This is a genomic window from Achromobacter pulmonis (assembly GCF_021733725.1).
GTDB lineage: Bacteria > Pseudomonadota > Gammaproteobacteria > Burkholderiales > Burkholderiaceae_B > Achromobacter > Achromobacter pulmonis.
In genome coordinates this window covers 1,933,248-1,953,804 of the sequence record NZ_JAIFOT010000001.1, presented here as the reverse complement: position 1 = coordinate 1,953,804, position 20,557 = coordinate 1,933,248, and the positions used below count along the sequence as shown (strand labels likewise).

Below are 20,557 nucleotides of genomic sequence, written 5' to 3'. Positions count from 1 at the left end.
GGTTCGCGGGCGCGGTAGGTGTTGTTGACCCTGCGTCTACATATTCTTGACTCACCGTGTCGCGGGTGGTCCGGCGCATTGTGGCCGCGCCTCGCGCAAGTCTATAGTCAGCGCCACAAGCATACAACCTGGACAACCCGGGAGGAGACGCATGGCCAACGCGCCCACACAGGCCGCTCGCCACATACCGGCTTCGCGCTATCTGCGCTGCGAGGGCCGCGAGCTGCATTACACCGAATGGGGCGACGCCGACGCCCCCGCGCTCATCATGTGGCACGGCCTGGCCCGTACGGGTCGCGACTTCGACGAACTGGCGCAGGCGCTGGCGGACGACTACCGCATCATCTGCCCCGACACGATTGGCCGCGGCCTGTCGCAATGGAGCCCGGATCCGGTGGCGGAATACCGGCTCGAGTTCTACGCCCTGCTGGCGCGCGCCCTGCTCGACGGCCTCGGCCTGGAACAGGTGCGTTGGGTCGGCACCTCGATGGGTGGCGCTACCGGTATGTACGCGGCGGCCACCACGCTGCGGGACCGCGTCTCGCACCTGGTGGTCAACGACATCGGCCCGTCGCTGCCGCAGCCGGCCATCGACCGCATCCTGGCCTATGCCGGCAACCCGCCGGCCTTCGACACGGTCACCGAACTGGAAACCTGGCTGCGCGCCGCCTATAAACCCTATGGCTGGCAGAGCGATGAACAATGGCGGCGCATGGCCGAGACCTCCATGCGCCGCCTGCCCGACGGCCGCGTCACGGCGCACTACGATCCGGCCATCGTCGGCCAGTTCCGGCATCATCCGGCGGACTACGAACGCTGGGCCGAATACGACACGCTGCGCATGCCGCTGCTATTGCTGCGCGGCGCCAACTCCGATCTGCTGCTGCCCGAGATCGCCGACGCCATGACGCGGCGCGGACCGTGCGCACACCGCATCGACTTCCCGGACTGCGGCCATGCGCCGGCCTTGAACGTCGCCCCGCAGATCGACGCCGTTCGCCACTTTCTCGCCACGCCGGCCGCCACCGCTGCCGCCGTCGCACGCTAAGAACAAGGAGACTCCCATGAAACGCATCCTGCTCGCCGCACTGGCCGGCCTGTGCCTGACTTCCACCGCCGTGGCCAAGGACTTCGTCGTGGCGCACGTCTACGACAAGACCGGACCGCTGGAGGCCTACGCCAAACAGACCCAGAACGGCCTGATGCTCGGCCTGGAATACGCCACGCAGGGCACCATGACGGTCGCCGGCCGCAAGATCCGCGTGATCGAGAAAGACAACCAGGGCAAGCCCGACGTTGCCCGCGCCCAGCTCGCCTCGGCCTATGCCGACGACGACGCCGACATCGCGGTGGGTCCGACCTCGTCTGGCGTGGCGCTGGCCATGTTGCCGATCGCCGAGGAGTACGAGAAGATCCTGCTGGTCGAACCGGCAGTCGCCGATTCGATCACCGGCGCCAAGTGGAACAAGTACGTCTTCCGCACCGGCCGCAATTCCTCGCAGGACGCCATCGCCAATGCCGTGGCCTTCGACCAGCCCGGCACCTCCATCGCGATGCTGGCGCAGGACTATGCGTTCGGCCGCGACGGCGTCAAGGCCTTCAAGGGCGCGCTCAAGCAGGCCAAGATCGTGCACGAGGAATACCTGCCGGCCAATGCCACCGACTTCACCGCCGGCGCGCAGCGCCTGTTCGATGCGCTCAAGGACCAACCCGGCCGCAAGATCATCTTCATCCTGTGGGCTGGCGCCGGCAATCCGTTCAAGATCGCCGATCTGGATCCGCAGCGCTTCGGCATCGAGATCGCCACCGGCGGCAATACCCTGGCCGCGATGACGCCGCTCAAGTCACTGGCCGGCATGGAAGGCGCGACCTATTACTACTACGGCATCCCCAAGAACCCGATCAACGACTGGCTGGTGGCCGAACACCAGAAGCGCTACGGACAGCCCCCGGATTTCTTCACCGCGGGCGGCATGTCGGCCGGCATCGCCATCGTGACGGCGTTGAACAAGACCGCCGGCAAGAGCGACACCGACACGCTGATCAAGGCGATGGAAGGCATGAGCTTCGACACGCCCAAGGGCAAGATGACCTTCCGTCCGCAAGACCACCAGGCCATGCAGTCGATGTATCACTTCCGCATCAAGAACGACGCCTCGGTGCCGTGGGCGGTGCAGGACCTGGTCAAGGAAATCACGCCCGACCAGATGGCGGTGCCGATCCAGAACAAACGCTGAGCCCTGCCCTTCATGCTGGAAACCCAATCGCTCACGATCCGCTTCGGCGGCCATGTGGCTGTCAACGCGGTGAGCTGCCGCTTCGCCCCGGGCACCCTGACGGCCATCGTCGGGCCCAACGGCGCGGGCAAGACCACTTACTTCAACCTGATCTCGGGCCAGCTGCGTGCCAGCGCCGGATCGGTGCACCTGGACGGCCGCGACCTGACCGGCCTGTCGGCGCCGGCCCGCATGCATGCCGGTCTTGGCCGCGCCTTCCAGCTGACCCAGCTGTTCCCGCGGCTGTCGGTGCGCGAGAATGTCCGGCTGGCGCTGCAATCGCGCCAGCAAGGCCTGAGTTGGCGTCAGATCCGCTTCTGGCGTACCTGGGACGACGATCGCGCGCTGCTGGCGCGCGCCGACGCCCTGCTGGAACGCACCCGGCTCACCTCCTGCCGCGACCAGGCCGCCGCCGACCTGCCCCATGGCGACCAGCGCAAGCTCGAGATCGCCATGTTGATCGCGCTGGAGCCGCAGGTCTTCATGTTCGACGAGCCCACTGCCGGCATGAGCGTGGACGACGTGCCCGTGGTGCTGGACCTGATCCGCGAAATCAAGACCGATCGGTCCAAGACCATTCTGCTGGTGGAACACAAGATGGACGTGGTGCGTGAACTGGCGGACCGCATCGTGGTGCTGCACAACGGCGAGCTGATGGCGGACGGCGATCCGGCCGAGGTGATCGCCTCGCCGATCGTGCAGCAGGCCTATCTGGGCGCCGCCCTGCCGGAGAAAACGACATGAGCGCGGCAGCCTTGTTGGAACTGAAGGATGTGCACACGCACATCGGCGCGTATCACATACTGCACGGTGTGGACCTGTCCGTGCCGGCCGCGGGCGTCACCATGCTGCTGGGCCGCAACGGCGCCGGCAAGACCACTACGCTGCGCACCATCATGGGCCTGTGGAAAGCGACGCAGGGCCATATCGGCTTCGACAGCGCCGCGGTCGGCGGCCCCGGTGTGCGCACCTCGCCGCCGGATATGGCGCGCCTGGGCATCGCCTATGTGCCAGAGAACATGGGCATCTTCGCCGACCTGTCAGTCAAAGAGAACATCCTGCTGGCCGCGCGCCAGGCGCGCAGCGCCGCGCAGTTGGACACCGCGCGGCTGGAATGGATCTTCGGCTTCTTCCCCGCGCTGCGGAAATTCTGGCTGTACCCCGCCGGTAAGCTGTCGGGCGGCCAGAAGCAGATGCTGGCCGTTGCTCGCGCCATCATCGAACCACGCCGCCTGCTGCTGGTCGACGAACCCAGCAAGGGCCTGGCGCCCGCCATCATCCAGAACATGATCGACGCCTTCATCGAACTCAAGCAGGCCGCCACCACCATTCTGCTGGTGGAGCAGAACTTCAACTTCGCGCGCCAGGTGGGCGACCACGTCGCCGTCATGGACAACGGCCGCGTGGTGCACGCTGGCGGCATGGCCGACCTGGCGCAGGACGACGCGCTGCAGACGCGCCTGCTGGGCCTGTCGCTGGGAGCGCACCAATGAGCGCCGCCGATCTCGATACGCCGCTGCCGCAGACCCGCGCCGACCTGCGTCCGGTGATGCTGGTACTGGGGCTGGCCGCCATCGCCTTGCCACTGATCGGCTCGTTCTCGACCTGGATGACGCTGACCTTCGCCGGCCTGGCGATGGGCATGATCATCTTCATCGTTGCCTCTGGCATGACGCTGGTGTTCGGCCTGATGGACGTGTTGAACTTCGGCCACGGTTTGTTCATCGCCATCGGCGCCTACATGGCGGCCACGGTGCTCGGCTCGATGTCCGACTGGACCCAGTCCGGCAGCCTGTGGCTCAACCTGGCGGCGGTGCTGCCGGCCATGATCGTCGGCATGCTGGTGGCCGGCGCGGTGGGTGTGGCGTTCGAACGCGTGATCGTGCGGCCGGTCTACGGGCAGCACCTCAAGCAGATTCTCATCACCATGGGCGGCATGATCATCGGTGAAGAGATCATCAAGATGCTGTGGGGTCCGCAGACGCTGTCGCTGCCCCTGCCCGAGGCGTTGCGCGGCGCGCTGCTGGTGGGCGACGCCGCCATCGAGAAGTTCCGCATCGTCGCGCTGGTGGTGGGCGTGGCGGTGCTGGGCGGCATGCTGTGGCTGCTCAACCGCACCAAACTCGGCCTGTTGATCCGGGCCGGGGTCGAGGACCGCGAGATGGTCGAAAGCCTGGGCTATCGCATCCGCCACCTGTTCGTCGGCGTATTCGTGGCCGGCTCGATGCTGGCCGGGCTGGGCGGCGTGTTGTGGGGACTATACCAGCAGTCCATCGTGCCGCAGCTGGGGGCCCAGGTGAACGTGCTGATCTTCATCGTCATCATGATCGGCGGCCTGGGTTCGACGGTGGGCTGCCTGATCGGCGCGCTGCTGGTCGGGTTGATGGCCAACTACACCGGCTTCCTGATGCCCAAAGCGGCGCTGTTCTCGAACATCGCGCTGATGGTCGCCATTCTGCTATGGCGTCCCCAGGGTGTGTACCCGGTCACGAATCGCTAGGAATCGCCTCCATGTCCTTCCGCCTGCTTTCCGGCGATACCCCGCGCAGCGCGCTGCTGGCGGTCATGCTGATCGCCATTGCCGTCGCGCTCGCCGCCGCGCCTTTCCTGTTTCCCGGCCCCAAGTCGCTGGCGGTGGCGGCCAAGATACTGGTGTTCGTGATCCTGGTCGCCAGCTATGACCTGTTGCTGGGCTACACCGGCATCGTCAGCTTCGCCCACACCATGTTCTTCGGTATCGGCGCCTATGGCGTGGCCATCGCCAGCGTGCGCATGGAGGCGGGCTGGCTCGCGGTACTGACCGGCACGGCCGCCGGCCTCGCCATATCGCTGGTGTTCGCGCTGATCATCGGCCTGGCCAGCCTGCGGGTGCGCGCCATCTTCTACGCCATGATCACATTGGCCGTGGCGGCGGCCTTCCAAACCCTGGTGTCGCAACTGTCTGAGCTGACCGGCGGCGAGGACGGCCTGAGCTTCAAGGTGCCGCAAATGCTGCGTCCTGCCTTCCGGCCATTCTCCGAGCCTGTCTTCGGCATCACGGTCGATGGCCGCATCATCACTTATTACCTGATCGCGGCGGTCTGCGTCGTGCTGTTCCTGATGCTGCTGCGCATCGTCAACTCGCCATTCGGAAGGGTGTTGCAGGCCATTCGCGAAAATCCGTTTCGCGCCGAGGCCATCGGTTATCGCACCGTGCTTTACCGCAGCCTGTCGAACCTGCTGGCGGCGGCCTTCGCCACGCTGGCTGGCGCGCTGTATGCGCTTTGGCTGCGCTACAACGGACCGGACACCTCGCTGTCGTTCGAGATCATGCTCAACATTCTGCTGATGGTGGTGATTGGCGGCATGGGCACCATGTACGGAGCGGTCATCGGCGCCAGCCTGTTCGTGTTCGCGCAAAGCTACCTGCAGGACGGTCTGCATGTGATCCACGATGCGGTCGGCAGCGTGGCGCCGCTGGCGCTGCTGTTCGAGCCGGACCGCTGGCTGCTGTGGCTGGGCATCCTGTTCGTGCTGTCGGTGTATTACTTCCCGAGCGGCGTAGCCGGGCGATTGCGGGAACTGAAGCAACGCTAGCCGCTCGCGCGGGTGCGCCCCACGGAGCACACCCGCGGCCGCGCAGACAAGCTACTTCACGCGGCTGCGCAGGTCATCCACACTGCGCTTGACGTCATCGACACGACGCTGCAGATCATCAATCTTGCGATCTCCGGCGCTGCCTGAGTTGCTCAGTTGCGAAACGCTGCGCGACAGCTTGTCCAGTTCATTCTTCTGGTTATCGACCGCGCGCGTCAGCTTATCGATCTCTCCTTTCTGGCTGTCGCTGCTGCGGCCGCCATCGCCCTGTTTGCGCTCCAGGTCCGCGATCTTCTGAGCCTGCTCGTCCAGCTTGCGGCTCAGGGCGTCGTTCCTGCCACGCAGTTCGTCAAGCGCCTTGGACTGATCGGAGACCTTCTGCATCAACGCTTCCAGGTCGCGCACGTTCGGGCCGGTGCGTAGTCGGCCATCGCTGCCCACCACGAACAACCGGTCATAGGTTGGCCGTTCTACCGACCAGTCCTTCAGCATGATATCCCAGGCATATGCCGTCGACGCCATCAGCCCCGCGGCAACCAATACGGCCACCCGCGCCAACCCGAGTTTGCTTAGCGATGCACGCATATGTCAGACTCCCGATCCGGTCGATGCTGAAGGGCGGATTGCTCTTCCTCGCCCGTTATATCAAGGGCGGAGCCCGAGGACGAGCACTGCCTGCCGGCAGTTGCTTCGTTCGGTTTCAATGCCTACGTCGCCAGGTTCCTGACGACGCCCGTCGGGCGGCGCCGAGAAACTAGCGCGACGCCGGTTTCGGCGCCTCGGCGCCGCGCCGCAGATCGTCGACCCGCCGCTGCATCTGGTCGACGCTGCGTTGCGCCTGGCCGCCGGCCAGTTGCGAGCCGGAGGGCGTGGGCACAAGGGGCGCCATATTCATGGATGCTCCGTTCTTCAACGGCATCATCGCCGGCGGTCGCGGATCCGCCTGCGCCGGTCTCTGCATGAAAAGGCGCTCGAGCATGCGGAGCTGGTCGCGCTGCTGCTGCAGTGCCTGTTCATTGTCCAGCAAGGCCTGTTCGTCTTCATCCTGGGTACCGAAGATCGCGGCGTGATCGCGAGACAGGCCATCGAGCCGCACACGAGGATCTGGTCCCGCATTCAATACGTTGCGGCCGATCGCCGCAGGATCCGGAGCGGGCGTCATCACCCCGGGAGCCCCGGCGCGCCTGCCTGCCATCTCACTGGCCGGCATCGGCGCCTGTGCCCGCGCGGGCACGGCGAACTGCCCGCCAATGCATAGCAGCACGAGCAACGCCACCTTACTGGAACCGTGCATGATGTCCTTGGAATCCCGACGCGATAAAGCTGCCGGACGAAAAAAAACGGCAAGGGCCTGAACCCTTGCCGTTTTACCTCAGAACGGCGAACCGTTCTGAAATCTTCACTTAGATGATACGCGCGGCTTCGACCAGACGCACCACGCTCCACGACTTCGAGCGCGAGATGGGACGGCCTTCAGCGATTTCAACCGTATCGCCTTCGTTGTACTGGTTCGATTCATCGTGCGCCTTGTACTTCGCGGAACGCATGATGATCTTGCCGAAGATGGGGTGCTTGACGCGGCGCTCAACCAGAACGACGACAGTCTTGTCCATCTTGTTGCTGACGACCTTGCCGACCAGCGTACGCTGGCGCTTGGCCACTTGGGTGTTTTGAGTTTCGCTCATCTTTATTTCCCTGCCTTCTCGGTCAGCAAGGTACGCACGCGCGCGATGTCGCGGCGCACGTTACGCAGCTGGCTGGTGTTGGCAAGCTGCTGCGTGGCCTTCTGCATACGCAGACCGAATTGCGCCTTCAGCAGGCTTTCGAGCTCTTTGCCGAGCTCTGCGGCGTCTTTCGAACGGAGTTCGCTGGCTTTCATGTCTTAGTACTCCTTAAGCACCGATATGACGCGCGACGAACGTGGTCGAAATCGGCAACTTGGCAGCGGCCAGGCGGAAAGCTTCACGCGCGAGCTCTTCGCTAACCCCTTCCATTTCGTAGAGCACCTTGCCGGGCTGAATCTCGGCGACCCAGTACTCCGGGTTGCCCTTACCGTTACCCATACGGACTTCGGCAGGTTTTTGCGAGATGGGCTTGTCCGGGAAAATGCGAATCCAGATGCGGCCGCCGCGCTTGATGTGACGGTTGATGGCACGACGAGCGGCTTCGATCTGGCGGGCGGTCAGACGGCCACGGCCGGTGGCCTTCAGACCGAATTCGCCGAACGACACGTGGGTGCCACGGGTCGCCAGACCGGTGTTGCGGCCCTTCTGCTCTTTGCGATACTTTCTGCGAGAGGGTTGCAGCATGGTTATTCTCCTTCAGGCGCCGGAGCAGCGTCCGCCTTGCGGGGACCACGGCCACGACCACCCGGACGACCGGTGCGAGCACCGTCCGGACGATCACCACGCGGAGCGCGGCGCGGACGACGTTCTTCTTCACGCGGGGCGGCGGTTTCCGGCGGCAGTTCGCCGTTGGCCAGCATGTCGCCCTTGTAGACCCAGACCTTGATGCCGATCACGCCGTACGTGGTGTGGGCTTCGGAGGTGCCGTAGTCGATGTTGGCCTTGAGGGTGTGCAGCGGCACACGGCCTTCGCGATACCACTCGGTGCGGGCAATTTCGATACCGTTCAGACGGCCCGAGCTCATGATCTTGATGCCTTGGGCACCCAGACGCATGGCGTTCTGCATCGCGCGCTTCATGGCGCGACGGAACATGATGCGCTTCTCGAGCTGTTGCGAGATCGAGTCGGCGATCAGTTGAGCATCGGTTTCCGGCTTGCGGATTTCTTCGATGTTGACGTGCACGGGCACGCCCATCAGGCGCTGCAGATCAGCCTTCAGGCTTTCGATGTCTTCGCCGCGCTTGCCGATCACCACGCCCGGACGAGCCGAGTAGACGGTGATGCGGGCATTCTTGGCGGGACGCTCGATGATCACGCGACCAACGGAGGCGCTCTTGAGCTTCTTCTTCAGGTACTCGCGGACGCGGATGTCTTCGGCCAGCATGCTGCCGAAGGCCTTGTCGTCGGCGAACCAACGCGAGGACCAATTACGGGTGACCGCGAGACGGAACCCAGTGGGGTGAATTTTCTGACCCATCGTGACTCCTTAAGCTCCGACCTTGACCGTGATGTGGCAGGTCTGCTTCTCGATACGGTTGCCGCGGCCCTTGGCGCGAGCGGAGAAGCGCTTCATCGACTGAGCCTTGTCCACGAAGATCGTGGTGACTTTCAGTTCGTCGATATCGGCGCCGTCGTTGTGCTCGGCGTTGGCGATGGCGGACTCGACAGCCTTCTTCAGGATGACGGCGGCCTTCTTCGGCGAGAAGGTGAGGATCTCGAGCGCACGGCCGACCTTCTGGCCGCGGATCAGATCCGCAACCAGACGCGTCTTTTGAGCGGAGATGTGAACCCCACGGATAATGGCAGTAGTTTCCATCGCTTACCTCTTCGCCTTCTTGTCCGCGGCGTGACCCTTGAACGTACGGGTCAGCGCGAACTCGCCCAGCTTGTGACCGACCATGTTCTCGTTGATGTAAACGGGAACATGCTGCTTGCCGTTGTGCACAGCGATCGTCAGACCGATGAACTCGGGCAGGATCGTCGAGCGACGCGACCAGGTCTTGATCGGCTTCTTGTCTTTGCCCGCGACGGCCGTGTCCACCTTTTTGATCAGGTGAGCATCGACAAACGGGCCTTTCTTGATCGAACGTGACATAGTGTTCGCCTCTTACTTGCGCTTGCGCCGTTGGACGATCATATTGTTCGTCCGCTTGTTGCGACGGGTCTTGAAACCCTTCGCCGGAGTGCCCCACGGGCTGACCGGTTCGCGTGCTTCACCGGTACGGCCTTCGCCGCCACCGTGCGGGTGATCGACCGGGTTCATGGCCACGCCACGAACCGTCGGGCGGACACCGCGCCAACGCATTGCACCGGCCTTGCCGATCTGGCGCAGGCTGTGTTCTTCGTTACCGACTTCACCGATGGTGGCACGGCATTCGATATGCACACGGCGGACTTCACCCGAGCGCAGACGCACCTGAGCGTAGGTGCCTTCGCGGGCCAGCAGGACGGCGGAAGCGCCGGCCGAACGGACCATCTGGGCACCCTTGCCGGGCAGCATTTCGACGCAGTGAATCGTCGTACCCACCGGGATGTTGCGGATCGGCAGCGTGTTGCCGGCGCGGATCGGGGCTTCGATGCCCGAGATCAACGTGGCGCCCACTTCCAGGCCGCGCGGAGCGATGATGTAGCGACGCTCGCCGTCGGCGTAGCACAGCAGAGCGATGTGCGCCGTACGGTTCGGGTCATATTCCAGACGCTCGACCTTCGCGGGGATGCCATCCTTGTCACGACGGAAGTCAACGACACGGTAGTGTTGCTTGTGACCGCCGCCACGGTGGCGGATCGTGATGTGACCGTTGTTGTTACGGCCCGAACCACGGGTCTTCTTTTCCAGCAGCGGCGCGTAGGGCTCACCCTTGTGCAGGTTCGGGCTGACAACCTTCACCATGCCACGACGGCCAGCCGAAGTCGGCTTAACTTTTACGAGGGCCATTTACTTCACCTCCGCAAAGTCGATTTCCTGGCCGTCCTTGAGCGAAACGTAGGCCTTGCGCTCGTCGCGACGACGGCCAACGAATCGGCCAAAGCGCTTGACTTTGCCCTTACGGTTGAGGACCTGCACGGACTCGACCTGCACCTTGAAGAGCAGTTCGACGGCAGCCTTGATTTCCGGCTTGGTAGCGTCAGCCACGACACGGAAAGCGACTTGCTGATTCTTCTCAGCGACGAACGTGGCCTTTTCGGTCACGATCGGAGCCAGAATGACTTGCATCAAGCGTTCAGCGTTCATCCCAGCATCTCCTCGAGTTGAGCGATGGCCGGCTTGGTGATCAGCACTTTCTTGTAGTGGACCAGCGACAACGGATCGGCATAACGGGGCTCGACAACGGCAACGTGCGGCAGGTTGCGGGTGGCGAGGTAAACATTCTCATCGACGTTGTCGGTGATGATCAGGACCGAGTCCAGGCCCAGGCTCTTCAGCTTTGCAGCGGCGGCCTTGGTCTTGGGCGATTCCAGATCGAACGATTCGACGACGGCGATGCGGTCTTCGCGAGCCAGCTGCGACAGGATCGAACGGATCCCGGCGCGGTACATCTTCTTGTTGACCTTCTGGCTGAAGTTCTCTTCCGGCGAGTTCGGGAAAATCCGACCACCGCCACGCCACAGCGGCGACGAAGTCATACCGGCGCGAGCGCGGCCGGTACCCTTCTGGCGCCAGGGCTTCTTGGTCGAGTGCTTGACTTCCGAGCGATCCTTCTGAGCGCGGTTGCCGGCACGGGCGTTGGCCTGGAAGGCCACCACGATCTGGTGAATCAGCGCTTCGTTGAAGTCACGGCCGAAGATCGTGTCGGGCGCGCTGAAAGTCGCGGCCTGACCTTGGTCGTTCAGGAGCTTGAGATCCATTTACTTACGCTCCCTTCTTGGCCGGGGCCTTGATGGCCGGACGCACGACGATGTCGGCACCAGCGTGGCCGGGGACAGCGCCCTTGACCAGCAGCAGGCCGCGCTCCACGTCAACGCGAACGACGTCGAGGTTTTGAACGGTGCGGGTGACATCACCCAGGTGACCCGCCATGCGCTTACCCGGGAAAATACGACCCGGATCTTGAGCCTGACCGATCGAGCCGGGAACGCGGTGCGAACGGGAGTTACCGTGCGAGGCGCGTTGCGAGCCGAAGTTGTGGCGCTTGATGGTACCGGCAAAGCCCTTACCGATCGTGGTGCCCGTGACGTCGACCTGTTGGCCGGCTTCGAACACCGATTCCACGGCGATCACGGCACCGGCCGAGAATTCGGCGGCGCGGGCGGGATCGAGGCGGAATTCCTTGAGGATGCTGCCGGCTTCAGCGCCGGCCTTGGCGTAGTGGCCCGTTTGCGCTTGCGGCACACGCGAGGCACGACGAGTGCCATAAGCCACCTGGATCGCGGCGTAGCCGTCGGTTTCCAGCGACTTAACTTGGGTCACGCGGTTGTTCGACACGTCCAGCACGGTCACCGGGATGGATTCACCTTCCTCGGTAAAAATGCGGGTCATGCCGACCTTGCGACCCACCAGCCCCAGCCGGTGAGCGGCGGGCGTGGGTGTCGAATTCGACATCGTTTTCTCCATTCCCGACTGCGATTGGTCGGGGCTAATCAGGCAAAAGGTAACGGCCTTTGCCCTACGACTATGTTCAACCTGGCTGTGGCTTGCACGCCCCGAAAGCTCGGATACGCATGGGCCTCGCCGTAGTTAGACCTGCCACAAAATGGCAAGCTTGGCATATTAGCACGTTTTTTTCAGGCAGCACAAGCACTTAGCAGCAAAAGCGCCCTGCCCCGCCACCCACGCGCCTGGCTGTGGCGCAAAAACAAATGGCCGCACTCCCGAAGGACTGCGGCCATTTTTCACGGGCCCGCCGGCGAAGGTGGCGGCCCCGGGGAGCGCCTTACTGCAGCGCGATTTCGACGTCGACGCCGGCCGGCAGGTCCAGACGCATCAGAGCGTCAACGGTCTTGTCGGTAGGATCAACGATGTCCATCAGGCGCTGATGGGTACGGATTTCGAACTGGTCACGCGACGTCTTGTTGACGTGCGGCGAACGCAGCACGTCGTAACGACGGATACGCGTGGGCAGCGGCACCGGGCCGCGGACAACGGCGCCCGTGCGCTTGGCGGTGTCGACGATTTCAGCGGCCGATTGATCGATCAGCTTGTAATCGAAGGCTTTCAAGCGGATACGGATCTTTTGGTTTTTCATGGCGTTTCCTAAAGAACGAGAGGCGAGGGCGCGAGCGCCCCCGCTGGTTGTGTGCTGCTTGGGTGATCCGGATTACTTCAGGATCTTGGCGACGACGCCGGCGCCGACGGTACGACCGCCTTCACGGATGGCGAAACGCAGGCCTTCTTCCATGGCGATCGGGGCCAGCAGCTTGACGGTCATCGTCACGTTGTCGCCCGGCAGAACCATTTCCTTGTCGGCCGGCAGGTCGATCGTGCCCGTCACGTCCGTCGTGCGGAAGTAGAACTGGGGACGGTAGCCGTTGAAGAACGGGGTGTGGCGGCCGCCTTCTTCCTTGGACAGGATGTACACCTCGGACGTGAAGTCCGTGTGCGGGGTGATCGAGCCCGGCTTGGCCAGAACCTGGCCGCGCTGGACGTCTTCACGCTTGGTGCCGCGCAGCAGGATGCCCACGTTGTCGCCGGCTTGACCTTGGTCCAGCAGCTTGCGGAACATTTCCACGCCGGTGCAGGTCGTCTTGACCGTCGGCACGATACCGACGATTTCGATTTCTTCGCCGACCTTGATGATGCCGCGTTCGATACGGCCGGTCACCACGGTGCCGCGACCCGAGATCGAGAACACGTCTTCGACCGGCATCAGGAACGCGCCGTCAACGGCACGCTCGGGCGTCGGGATGTAGGTGTCCAGCGCTTGCGCCAGCGACAGGATCGCTTGCTCGCCCAGTTCGCCCTTGTCGCCTTCCAGCGCCAGCTTGGCCGAACCCTTCACGATCGGGGTGTCGTCGCCCGGGAAGTCGTACTTGCTCAGCAGTTCGCGAACTTCCATTTCCACCAGCTCGAGCAGCTCGGCGTCGTCAACCATGTCGGCCTTGTTCAGGAAGACGATGATGTACGGCACGCCAACCTGGCGGCTCAGCAGGATGTGTTCACGCGTTTGCGGCATCGGGCCGTCAGCGGCCGACACAACCAGGATCGCGCCGTCCATCTGCGCCGCGCCCGTGATCATGTTCTTGACGTAGTCAGCGTGGCCCGGGCAGTCAACGTGCGCGTAGTGACGCGTTTCCGTTTCGTACTCGACGTGCGCCGTGTTGATCGTGATGCCGCGAGCCTTTTCTTCGGGAGCCGCGTCGATCTGGTCGTAGCCCTTGGCTTCGCCACCGAACTTGGTCGACAGAACGGTCGTGATGGCCGCCGTCAACGTCGTTTTGCCGTGGTCAACGTGACCAATCGTACCCACGTTCACGTGCGGCTTGGTACGTTCAAACTTGCCTTTTGCCATGATCTCTATCCTTTGACTTTCAAGGAAATTTCGATATTTGCCGCGCCGCCTTGTGGGCGGGCGCGGCGAGGGTTATTTACTTGGCCCGAGCGGCGATGACTTCGTCAGCGACGTTCTTGGGGGCCTCGGAGTAATGCTTGAATTCCATCGTGTACGTGGCACGACCTTGCGTCAGCGAACGCAGGTTCGTGGCGTAACCGAACATCTCGGCCAGCGGAACTTCAGCCTTGATGGTCTTGCCACCACCGACCATGTCGTCCATGCCCTGGACCATGCCGCGACGCGAGGACAGATCGCCCATCACGGTACCGGCGTAGTCTTCAGGCGTTTCGACTTCAACGGCCATCATCGGTTCCAGCAGCACGGGGCTGGCCTTGCGCATGCCTTCCTTGAACGCCATCGAGCCGGCCATCTTGAACGCGTTTTCGTTCGAGTCCACATCGTGGTACGAACCGAAGAACAGCGTGACCTTGACGTCCACGACCGGGTAACCGGCCAGGATGCCGGCAGGCAGCGTTTCCTGGATGCCCTTGTCCACCGCGGGGATGAATTCGCGAGGAACCACACCGCCCTTGATGGCGTCGACGAACTCGTAGCCGCCGCCCGGTTGGAGCGGTTCGACCTTCAGGACCACGTGACCGTACTGACCGCGACCGCCCGACTGCTTGACGAACTTGCCTTCGACTTCTTCGCAGGTCTTGCGGATGGTTTCACGGTAGGCCACTTGCGGCTTGCCGACGTTGGCTTCCACGCCGAATTCGCGCTTCATGCGGTCGACCAGAATTTCCAGGTGCAGCTCGCCCATGCCGGAAATGATGGTTTGGCCGGATTCTTCGTCGCTGCGCACGCGGAACGACGGATCTTCCTGTGCCAGGCGCGACAGCGCCAGGCCCATCTTTTCCTGGTCAGCCTTCGACTTGGGTTCGACGGCCTGCGAAATCACGGGCTCGGGGAACTCCATACGCTCCAGCAGGATGTGCGAATCGACGTCGCACAGCGTTTCGCCGGTCGTCACGTCCTTCAGGCCCACCACGGCGGCGATGTCACCGGCCAGAACTTCCTTGATTTCCTCGCGGTTGTTCGCGTGCATCTGCAGGATGCGGCCGATACGTTCCTTCTTGCCCTTGATGGGGTTGTAGACCGTGTCGCCCGACTTCAGGATGCCCGAGTAAACGCGCACGAAGGTCAGCTGGCCGACGAACGGATCGCTCATCAGCTTGAATGCCAGCGCCGAGAACTTCTCGTTGTCGTCGGCATTGCGGTTGATGGCGTTGCCTTCGTCGTCCTGGCCGTCGACCGGGGGGATGTCCACGGGCGAAGGCAGGTAGTCGATGACCGCGTCCAGCATGCGCTGCACGCCCTTGTTCTTGAAGGCGGTGCCGCACAGCATCGGCTGGATTTCGCCAGCGATGGTGCGTTGACGAATGGCCAGGTTGATCTCGGCCTCGTCCAGCGTACCCGACTCCAGGTACTTGTTCATCAGCTCTTCCGACGACTCGGCGGCAGCTTCAACCAGCTTTTCGCGCCATTCGGCGGCGGTGCCTTCCAGCTCGGCCGGAATGTCCTTGTAGTCGAACTTGGTGCCTTGGCTGGCCTCGTCCCAGATGATCGCCTTCATCTTGACCAGGTCGATCACGCCTTGGAACGTGTCTTCGGCGCCGATGGGGATCACGATGGGCACGGGGTTCGCGCGCAGACGCGTCTTCAGTTGGTCATAGACCTTGAAGAAGTTCGCGCCGGTACGGTCCATCTTGTTGACGAACGCCAGACGCGGCACGCCGTACTTGTTGGCTTGACGCCACACGGTTTCGGACTGGGGCTGAACACCACCCACCGCGCAGTAGACCATGCAGGCACCGTCCAGGACGCGCATGGAACGTTCCACCTCGATGGTGAAGTCCACGTGTCCCGGGGTGTCGATGATGTTGATGCGATGCTCGGGGTAGTTGCCGGCCATGCCACGCCAAAACGCCGTCGTTGCAGCCGACGTAATGGTGATGCCACGCTCTTGCTCTTGCTCCATCCAGTCCATGGTGGCGGCGCCATCATGCACTTCGCCAATCTTGTGATTGACGCCGGTGTAGAACAGGATACGTTCGGTCGTGGTGGTTTTCCCTGCATCGATGTGCGCAGAGATACCAATGTTGCGATAGCGCTCGATCGGGGTTTTGCGGGCCATGGTGGGTTAGTCCTTAAATTACCAGCGGAAATGGCTGAAGGCCTTGTTGGCCTCGGCCATCTTGTGCGTGTCTTCGCGCTTCTTCATCGCGGCGCCACGACCTTCGGAGGCGTCGATCAGTTCGCCAGCAAGACGCAGATCCATCGACTTTTCGCCACGCTTCTTGGCGGCTTCACGGAGCCAACGCATAGCCAGGGCCAGGCGGCGCACGGGGCGCACTTCAACCGGCACTTGGTAGTTGGCACCGCCAACGCGGCGGCTCTTGACTTCGACGATCGGCTTGATGTTGTTGATCGCCAGGCTGAAAACCTCGATCGGCTCCTTGCCGGTCTTGGTGGCGACTTGCTCGAGGGCACCGTAGACGATGCGCTCGGCGACGGCCTTCTTGCCGTCCAGCATGACGACGTTCATGAACTTGGCGAGTTCGACGCTGCCGAACTTGGGATCGGGCAGAATCTCGCGCTTGGGTACTTCGCGACGACGGGGCATTGTTGCTTCCTTGTGTCTGTTCAGTTGAACCGTGTTTCGTTACACGGCCATGGCCGTCCAATAAGACGACCCCTTACGTGCCGCGCACCTTCCCTTGCATTGCGGATGGCGCGGTTGCACTTCCCTAATGACGGATGGCCGCCACGCGGGGGTACTGCTGATTCGTGATCAGGCCTTCTTCGGGCGCTTGGCGCCGTACTTCGAGCGGGCTTGCTTACGATCCTTGACGCCTTGCAGGTCGAGGGAACCGCGCACGATGTGATAACGCACACCGGGCAAGTCCTTTACACGACCGCCACGCACCAGAACCACCGAGTGCTCTTGCAGGTTGTGGCCTTCACCGCCGATGTACGAAATGACTTCGTAACCGTTGGTCAGACGCACTTTGGCAACCTTACGCAGAGCGGAGTTCGGCTTCTTGGGGGTGGTGGTGTACACGCGAGTGCACACGCCGCGGCGTTGCGGGCAGTTTTCGAGCGCGGGGCTCTTGCTTTTGATGATGCTGACTTCGCGCGGCTTGCGCACGAGTTGGCTAATGGTAGGCATGACCTTTGAAATCCCTTTTACGTACCACTGGGTAAGTACTTACGTACTCGTCTCCGCGAGTGGTGACTCTCGGAGAAGGCGGCTCGCGCAAGACCGCCTCAAACGTTCAAATACGTAAAAGAGCGGGCTTGCCAACAAACCATGAAAACGCACAAACCGGATGCTTCGGAGATGGCAGCGTCGGTTGACAGGGGCTCGTGACGCACCCCTTTGGCCTTGGGTCGCCAGGCAAAGGTTGCCTGGGTGATTGACCGGACCCGTCTTCCTGGCGCTTCACTTGTTGATTGCCATTCCTGGCATCAAACTTTGCGCGCAAATAAAGCAGTAAGCCCTTTAGCATAGCTTAGAACCAGGCGCACTGTCAAAAACTTTTGTAAGCGCCGCGCCCAGGCGTGTTGCCGGCAAAAGACGACGCGTTAGGCGCAGCTCAAGGGCAAGTCGGCAAAAATGGGGCCAAATTGCCGAGGCGGGAAGATGACGACCGCTGCGGGATATTCCCTGGTCGGCAAGCGTGCTCCTCGCCCCAACCAAAGAGGCCGAAGCCCCTGCCGGCAGGATAGCGCAAGGCACGCGCCACGGGTGGTTTATTGGTCGGCGAACAGGTAGCCACTGCCGTAGACCGTGCGGATTGGCAACATCACGCCCGCCAGTTCGGCCTTGCGCCGCAGGCGGCTGACGATGACGTCAATACTGCGTGTGCCGCTGGAGCGCGCTCCGCCCCCTTCCTCCCGCAACTCGTCACCCAATTCGTTGCGCCCGACCGCCCTGCCCGCCACTTCCAGCAGCGAACGCACGATCAGTCGTTCATTGGCCGACAGGGAGATCGTCGTGCCGGAAGGCGCCGCGAGGGTCCACCCCTGGTCGCGCAACTCCCATTGGCCCGACCCAGGCTCTTCGACCGGAGCACTGTCCTGCCCGATGGGCAGACGGCGGGCCAGCGCCAACAGAATGCAGGCCAGTTCGCGAGGGTCATGCGGCGGCGGCAGGCAGGCGTCAGCGCCACTCTGCAGGCAACGCAGGCGGGTTTCCAGCGACAGATTGTTGCCCGTCACCACAATTCCCAGCGGCGAGGAGCCATGCAACCGCGCCACCAGGGCATAGCCGATTTCACCCAGCGTCCCCACGTTCAGGACCACGGCATCGTAGGTGCTGTTGCTCAACAGGCCGAATAATTCCAGAGAAGTCGAACAGCCACGGGCCGAAATTCCAGCTTGAAGCAGTGCGGACACCGCGGCGTTGCGTGCGGCCTCGTCCGGCGACATCATCAGTACGCGCAATTGATTCATAGGTTTCTTCCATCCCTTCTGCCTCCCCCCGCGCGCCGGCTGACCGCGCCGGCTGATGGGGAGGTTGGGGACAGTTTGGCCCGTTGTTCTGCAACAACTCCAGTCAAGATTCGTCAACTTTGCAATGTTTGACAGTTGTTGGCACAACGTAGCCAACAGTGACGCGACGCGAGTTATCATTCCATTACACAATCCTTTCTCCTTATTGCAGTAGGGCGCCACAGGGCGCGCTTGCGCAGCCAACCTTCGCGAGAGAGACCCCGTCTGATGAAAATCGCGTCGCTGGAAGACGACCTGGACCAGGCGAAACGCATCCAGCAAGTCCTGACTGCCGCCGGATACGCCTGCACCAGCTATCAGCAAAGCCGCGACCTGCTCGCCGCTTTGCGCAATGAAGCGTTTGACCTGGTGCTACTGGACTGGCACTTACCCGATATCGATGGCGACGATGTGGTGCGCTGGTTGCGCGCCAATATCGGCCCGCGCATTCCGGTCATTTTTCTCACCAATCGTTCCAGCGAGGACGACCTGGTCGAGGGCCTGCGCGCCGGTGCCGACGACTACATCGTCAAGCCCCTGCGGCCGCTGGAATTGCTGGCGCGTGTCGCGGCATTGCTGCGCCGCAGCCAGATCGCCGAGCCTGCCGACCAGGCCTTCGACGTGGCCAACTATCGCGTCGATCCGGCCGCGCGCTCGATCGCGCTCGATGGCGCGGCGATCGCGCTGGCGCCCAAGGAGTTCGAACTCGCGCTGCTGTTCTTCCGCAACCTGGGCCGGCTCATGTCGCGCGACGTGCTGGCCGAATGCGTCTGGAACCGCGAGATTCCCGCCACTTCCCGCACGCTCGACACGCACCTGTCGAACATCCGCCAGAAGCTGCAGCTGCGGCCGGAGCATGGCGTGCGGCTGAGTTCTTCCTACGCGCTCGGCTACCGGCTGGAATTGATCGGCGCGTCCGAAGACAGCACGCCTGCGGCGCCCTAGCGCCAAGCGGCACTAACTGGAGATCTGAACGTCATGAGCCGCTGCCGCGCGCTTTCCCTGCTTGCCTTGTTTTCCGGCCTGCTGCTCGCAACTTCCTCGCATGGTCAACCCGCTGGCGCGCTGGGCGAGGATTTCATCTACCGCGTGCGCCAGGGCGATACGCTGATCAATATTGCCTCCGCCTATACGCGCAATCCGGCCAACTGGAACCCGCTGCAGGCGCTCAATAACGTCACCACGCCCGAGCGCCTGCCGATCGGACTGGAACTGCGCATCCCCCTGTCGATGATTCCAGAGCGTGCCGCCGAGGCACGCGTGGTGCACGTCAGCGGCCAGGCGAAGCTGGACGGACAGGCGCTCAAGGCGGGGGCCAACGTGTCCGAAGGCAGCAAAGTCGTCACCGCGCCCAATGGCTTCGTCACGCTGGAGCTGGCCGACGGCTCCAAGCTCACGCTGCCGGCCGACGGCGCCGTGGAACTGACCCGCCTGCGCCAATTCGAAGGCACCGACCTGACCGACTCGGTCATCCACGTCGAACGCGGCAGTGTCGAATCCAGCGTCGCGCCTAGCGGGCAGGGAGTCGGCCGTTTCGAGGTGCGTACGCCGGTGGCCGTGACGGGCGTGCGCGGCACGCGGTTTCGCGTGCAGAGTGGCAGCCAGGGGGTACGCAGCGAAGTCCTGGAAGGCAGCGTGAGGTTGCAACCGCACGCGCCCGGCGCGGCGCCGGCGCAGCCGGTGGCCGTGGCCAAGGGCTATGGCGCGGCCATCGGTGCCGACGGCCAGGTCGCGGGCGTGCGCCGACTGCTCGCGGCGCCGCGACTGGGCGAACCGGTGCGTGCGGGTGGCGGCGTCTGGACCAGCGCCTTCGCGCCCGTGCCCGGCGCGCAGGGCTACCTGGTGCGCGTGGCGCGCGATGCCGATGGCACCCAGCTGGTGTCCTCCACCCGATTTGCCACCCCGGACATCCGCTTCAGCGCCCCCGGCCCTGGGACCTTTTACGTGTCGGTGCGGGCCATCGATGAGCTCGGCCTGGGCGGCCAGGACGCCACGGCCACTTTCACCGGCGTGAACCAGCTGATGACCAGCAGCGGCCTGGGTGTCGCCACCGGCAGCGGCGGATTCGTGACGCTGACCGAATACTAGACGGGT

At 63.4% G+C, this 20,557-nt stretch carries 26 protein-coding genes; 8 read left to right on the top strand and 18 right to left on the bottom strand.

The window, feature by feature from the left end; genetic code table 11:
* Positions 1 to 151: 151 nt before the first annotated feature.
* The 6 genes from K2W61_RS08960 to K2W61_RS08935 are packed head-to-tail and all read left to right on the top strand — an operon-like array spanning position 152 to position 5,852.
* On the top strand, positions 152 to 1,048 hold the full coding sequence (locus tag K2W61_RS08960; protein ID WP_175133204.1) for an alpha/beta fold hydrolase: 897 nt from the start codon (positions 152 to 154) through the stop codon (positions 1,046 to 1,048).
* A gap of 16 nt (positions 1,049 to 1,064) precedes the next feature.
* Positions 1,065 to 2,237: a substrate-binding domain-containing protein gene (locus K2W61_RS08955; protein ID WP_175133205.1), complete on the top strand. Its 1,173-nt coding sequence runs from the start codon at positions 1,065 to 1,067 to the stop codon at positions 2,235 to 2,237.
* Positions 2,238 to 2,249: 12 nt separating this feature from the next.
* Positions 2,250 to 3,020: an ABC transporter ATP-binding protein gene (locus K2W61_RS08950; RefSeq protein ID WP_236755458.1), complete on the top strand. Its 771-nt coding sequence runs from the start codon at positions 2,250 to 2,252 to the stop codon at positions 3,018 to 3,020.
* Complete coding sequence (locus K2W61_RS08945; protein ID WP_236755457.1) at positions 3,017 to 3,769, top strand: ABC transporter ATP-binding protein; 753 nt, start codon at positions 3,017 to 3,019, stop codon at positions 3,767 to 3,769. Before K2W61_RS08950 ends, K2W61_RS08945 begins: the two co-directional genes overlap by 4 nt.
* On the top strand, positions 3,766 to 4,776 hold the full coding sequence (locus K2W61_RS08940) for a branched-chain amino acid ABC transporter permease (RefSeq protein ID WP_175133208.1): 1,011 nt from the start codon (positions 3,766 to 3,768) through the stop codon (positions 4,774 to 4,776). Before K2W61_RS08945 ends, K2W61_RS08940 begins: the two co-directional genes overlap by 4 nt.
* Before the next feature lie 11 nt (positions 4,777 to 4,787).
* Entirely contained in the window at positions 4,788 to 5,852 is a 1,065-nt protein-coding gene (locus K2W61_RS08935; protein WP_236755456.1) for a branched-chain amino acid ABC transporter permease, read from the top strand.
* A 51-nt stretch (positions 5,853 to 5,903) separates the two neighbouring features.
* Here K2W61_RS08935 and K2W61_RS08930 read toward each other — a convergent pair whose 3' ends face one another.
* From K2W61_RS08930 to K2W61_RS08845, 18 genes are all read right to left on the bottom strand, one after another.
* On the bottom strand, positions 5,904 to 6,437 hold the full coding sequence (locus tag K2W61_RS08930) for a hypothetical protein (protein WP_236755455.1): 534 nt from the start codon (positions 6,435 to 6,437) through the stop codon (positions 5,904 to 5,906).
* Between the two features lie 169 nt (positions 6,438 to 6,606).
* Complete coding sequence (locus K2W61_RS08925) at positions 6,607 to 7,146, bottom strand: hypothetical protein (protein ID WP_236755454.1); 540 nt, start codon at positions 7,144 to 7,146, stop codon at positions 6,607 to 6,609.
* A 109-nt stretch (positions 7,147 to 7,255) separates the two neighbouring features.
* The gene (gene rpsQ / locus K2W61_RS08920) at positions 7,256 to 7,537 is read right to left on the bottom strand and encodes a 30S ribosomal protein S17 (RefSeq protein ID WP_175133211.1); all 282 of its coding nucleotides are present in this window, start codon (positions 7,535 to 7,537) and stop codon (positions 7,256 to 7,258) included.
* 2 nt (positions 7,538 to 7,539) lie between these two features.
* The gene (gene rpmC, locus K2W61_RS08915; protein ID WP_003806912.1) at positions 7,540 to 7,731 is read right to left on the bottom strand and encodes a 50S ribosomal protein L29; all 192 of its coding nucleotides are present in this window, start codon (positions 7,729 to 7,731) and stop codon (positions 7,540 to 7,542) included.
* 13 nt (positions 7,732 to 7,744) lie between these two features.
* Entirely contained in the window at positions 7,745 to 8,161 is a 417-nt protein-coding gene (rplP, locus tag K2W61_RS08910) for a 50S ribosomal protein L16 (RefSeq protein ID WP_006389610.1), read from the bottom strand.
* A gap of 2 nt (positions 8,162 to 8,163) precedes the next feature.
* Complete coding sequence (gene rpsC / locus K2W61_RS08905; RefSeq protein WP_006389609.1) at positions 8,164 to 8,955, bottom strand: 30S ribosomal protein S3; 792 nt, start codon at positions 8,953 to 8,955, stop codon at positions 8,164 to 8,166.
* A gap of 9 nt (positions 8,956 to 8,964) precedes the next feature.
* Complete coding sequence (rplV, locus tag K2W61_RS08900) at positions 8,965 to 9,294, bottom strand: 50S ribosomal protein L22 (RefSeq protein ID WP_006227021.1); 330 nt, start codon at positions 9,292 to 9,294, stop codon at positions 8,965 to 8,967.
* A gap of 3 nt (positions 9,295 to 9,297) precedes the next feature.
* Positions 9,298 to 9,573 (bottom strand): 30S ribosomal protein S19, encoded by a 276-nt coding sequence (gene rpsS / locus K2W61_RS08895; protein WP_006216555.1) that lies wholly within the window; start codon positions 9,571 to 9,573, stop codon positions 9,298 to 9,300.
* A 12-nt stretch (positions 9,574 to 9,585) separates the two neighbouring features.
* Complete coding sequence (rplB, locus tag K2W61_RS08890; protein WP_175133212.1) at positions 9,586 to 10,413, bottom strand: 50S ribosomal protein L2; 828 nt, start codon at positions 10,411 to 10,413, stop codon at positions 9,586 to 9,588.
* On the bottom strand, positions 10,414 to 10,710 hold the full coding sequence (rplW, locus tag K2W61_RS08885) for a 50S ribosomal protein L23 (protein ID WP_006389606.1): 297 nt from the start codon (positions 10,708 to 10,710) through the stop codon (positions 10,414 to 10,416).
* Positions 10,707 to 11,324 carry a 50S ribosomal protein L4 gene (rplD, locus tag K2W61_RS08880; RefSeq protein ID WP_006389605.1) on the bottom strand — a complete coding sequence of 206 codons (618 nt, stop codon included), beginning with the start codon at positions 11,322 to 11,324 and terminating at the stop codon, positions 10,707 to 10,709. Before rplD ends, rplW begins: the two co-directional genes overlap by 4 nt.
* Positions 11,325 to 11,328: 4 nt before the next feature.
* The gene (rplC, locus tag K2W61_RS08875; protein WP_006389604.1) at positions 11,329 to 12,018 is read right to left on the bottom strand and encodes a 50S ribosomal protein L3; all 690 of its coding nucleotides are present in this window, start codon (positions 12,016 to 12,018) and stop codon (positions 11,329 to 11,331) included.
* A gap of 331 nt (positions 12,019 to 12,349) precedes the next feature.
* Positions 12,350 to 12,661: a 30S ribosomal protein S10 gene (gene rpsJ / locus K2W61_RS08870; protein ID WP_003806903.1), complete on the bottom strand. Its 312-nt coding sequence runs from the start codon at positions 12,659 to 12,661 to the stop codon at positions 12,350 to 12,352.
* Positions 12,662 to 12,733: 72 nt separating this feature from the next.
* On the bottom strand, positions 12,734 to 13,924 hold the full coding sequence (gene tuf, locus K2W61_RS08865) for an elongation factor Tu (protein WP_236755450.1): 1,191 nt from the start codon (positions 13,922 to 13,924) through the stop codon (positions 12,734 to 12,736).
* Between the two features lie 76 nt (positions 13,925 to 14,000).
* The gene (gene fusA, locus K2W61_RS08860; RefSeq protein WP_175133213.1) at positions 14,001 to 16,103 is read right to left on the bottom strand and encodes an elongation factor G; all 2,103 of its coding nucleotides are present in this window, start codon (positions 16,101 to 16,103) and stop codon (positions 14,001 to 14,003) included.
* Positions 16,104 to 16,121: 18 nt separating this feature from the next.
* A complete protein-coding gene (rpsG, locus tag K2W61_RS08855; protein WP_006389600.1) occupies positions 16,122 to 16,592 on the bottom strand; it encodes a 30S ribosomal protein S7 in 471 nt (156 codons plus the stop codon).
* A gap of 168 nt (positions 16,593 to 16,760) precedes the next feature.
* The gene (gene rpsL, locus K2W61_RS08850; protein ID WP_005017264.1) at positions 16,761 to 17,138 is read right to left on the bottom strand and encodes a 30S ribosomal protein S12; all 378 of its coding nucleotides are present in this window, start codon (positions 17,136 to 17,138) and stop codon (positions 16,761 to 16,763) included.
* A gap of 584 nt (positions 17,139 to 17,722) precedes the next feature.
* Complete coding sequence (locus tag K2W61_RS08845) at positions 17,723 to 18,424, bottom strand: response regulator transcription factor (protein WP_175133215.1); 702 nt, start codon at positions 18,422 to 18,424, stop codon at positions 17,723 to 17,725.
* Positions 18,425 to 18,691: 267 nt separating this feature from the next.
* On the opposite strand from K2W61_RS08845, the gene K2W61_RS08840 reads away from it, so the two are divergent.
* Both K2W61_RS08840 and K2W61_RS08835 read left to right on the top strand, forming a co-directional pair.
* Positions 18,692 to 19,408 carry a response regulator transcription factor gene (locus tag K2W61_RS08840; RefSeq protein ID WP_175133216.1) on the top strand — a complete coding sequence of 239 codons (717 nt, stop codon included), beginning with the start codon at positions 18,692 to 18,694 and terminating at the stop codon, positions 19,406 to 19,408.
* A gap of 33 nt (positions 19,409 to 19,441) precedes the next feature.
* Complete coding sequence (locus tag K2W61_RS08835) at positions 19,442 to 20,551, top strand: FecR domain-containing protein (protein WP_175133217.1); 1,110 nt, start codon at positions 19,442 to 19,444, stop codon at positions 20,549 to 20,551.
* Positions 20,552 to 20,557 lie beyond the last annotated feature (6 nt).

Excerpts from the sequence above, each read along its gene's own strand:
- K2W61_RS08935 (WP_236755456.1), top strand. The coding sequence starts at position 4,788 with ATGTCCTTCCGCCTGCTTTCCGGCGATACCCCGCGCAGCGCGCTGCTG.
- K2W61_RS08925 (WP_236755454.1), bottom strand. The coding sequence starts at position 7,146 with ATGCACGGTTCCAGTAAGGTGGCGTTGCTCGTGCTGCTATGCATTGGC.
- K2W61_RS08960 (WP_175133204.1), top strand. The coding sequence starts at position 152 with ATGGCCAACGCGCCCACACAGGCCGCTCGCCACATACCGGCTTCGCGC.
- rpsS (WP_006216555.1), bottom strand. The coding sequence starts at position 9,573 with ATGTCACGTTCGATCAAGAAAGGCCCGTTTGTCGATGCTCACCTGATC.
- rpsQ (WP_175133211.1), bottom strand. The coding sequence starts at position 7,537 with ATGAGCGAAACTCAAAACACCCAAGTGGCCAAGCGCCAGCGTACGCTG.
- rplD (WP_006389605.1), bottom strand. The coding sequence starts at position 11,324 with ATGGATCTCAAGCTCCTGAACGACCAAGGTCAGGCCGCGACTTTCAGC.
- fusA (WP_175133213.1), bottom strand. The coding sequence starts at position 16,103 with ATGGCCCGCAAAACCCCGATCGAGCGCTATCGCAACATTGGTATCTCT.
- rpsL (WP_005017264.1), bottom strand. The coding sequence starts at position 17,138 with ATGCCTACCATTAGCCAACTCGTGCGCAAGCCGCGCGAAGTCAGCATC.
- K2W61_RS08845 (WP_175133215.1), bottom strand. The coding sequence starts at position 18,424 with ATGAATCAATTGCGCGTACTGATGATGTCGCCGGACGAGGCCGCACGC.
- K2W61_RS08940 (WP_175133208.1), top strand. The coding sequence starts at position 3,766 with ATGAGCGCCGCCGATCTCGATACGCCGCTGCCGCAGACCCGCGCCGAC.
- K2W61_RS08930 (WP_236755455.1), bottom strand. The coding sequence starts at position 6,437 with ATGCGTGCATCGCTAAGCAAACTCGGGTTGGCGCGGGTGGCCGTATTG.
- rpmC (WP_003806912.1), bottom strand. The coding sequence starts at position 7,731 with ATGAAAGCCAGCGAACTCCGTTCGAAAGACGCCGCAGAGCTCGGCAAA.
- tuf (WP_236755450.1), bottom strand. The coding sequence starts at position 13,924 with ATGGCAAAAGGCAAGTTTGAACGTACCAAGCCGCACGTGAACGTGGGT.
- rpsC (WP_006389609.1), bottom strand. The coding sequence starts at position 8,955 with ATGGGTCAGAAAATTCACCCCACTGGGTTCCGTCTCGCGGTCACCCGT.
- rpsJ (WP_003806903.1), bottom strand. The coding sequence starts at position 12,661 with ATGAAAAACCAAAAGATCCGTATCCGCTTGAAAGCCTTCGATTACAAG.
- rplC (WP_006389604.1), bottom strand. The coding sequence starts at position 12,018 with ATGTCGAATTCGACACCCACGCCCGCCGCTCACCGGCTGGGGCTGGTG.
- rplW (WP_006389606.1), bottom strand. The coding sequence starts at position 10,710 with ATGAACGCTGAACGCTTGATGCAAGTCATTCTGGCTCCGATCGTGACC.
- K2W61_RS08840 (WP_175133216.1), top strand. The coding sequence starts at position 18,692 with ATGAAAATCGCGTCGCTGGAAGACGACCTGGACCAGGCGAAACGCATC.
- rplV (WP_006227021.1), bottom strand. The coding sequence starts at position 9,294 with ATGGAAACTACTGCCATTATCCGTGGGGTTCACATCTCCGCTCAAAAG.
- rpsG (WP_006389600.1), bottom strand. The coding sequence starts at position 16,592 with ATGCCCCGTCGTCGCGAAGTACCCAAGCGCGAGATTCTGCCCGATCCC.
- K2W61_RS08955 (WP_175133205.1), top strand. The coding sequence starts at position 1,065 with ATGAAACGCATCCTGCTCGCCGCACTGGCCGGCCTGTGCCTGACTTCC.
- K2W61_RS08950 (WP_236755458.1), top strand. The coding sequence starts at position 2,250 with ATGCTGGAAACCCAATCGCTCACGATCCGCTTCGGCGGCCATGTGGCT.
- K2W61_RS08835 (WP_175133217.1), top strand. The coding sequence starts at position 19,442 with ATGAGCCGCTGCCGCGCGCTTTCCCTGCTTGCCTTGTTTTCCGGCCTG.
- rplP (WP_006389610.1), bottom strand. The coding sequence starts at position 8,161 with ATGCTGCAACCCTCTCGCAGAAAGTATCGCAAAGAGCAGAAGGGCCGC.
- K2W61_RS08945 (WP_236755457.1), top strand. The coding sequence starts at position 3,017 with ATGAGCGCGGCAGCCTTGTTGGAACTGAAGGATGTGCACACGCACATC.
- rplB (WP_175133212.1), bottom strand. The coding sequence starts at position 10,413 with ATGGCCCTCGTAAAAGTTAAGCCGACTTCGGCTGGCCGTCGTGGCATG.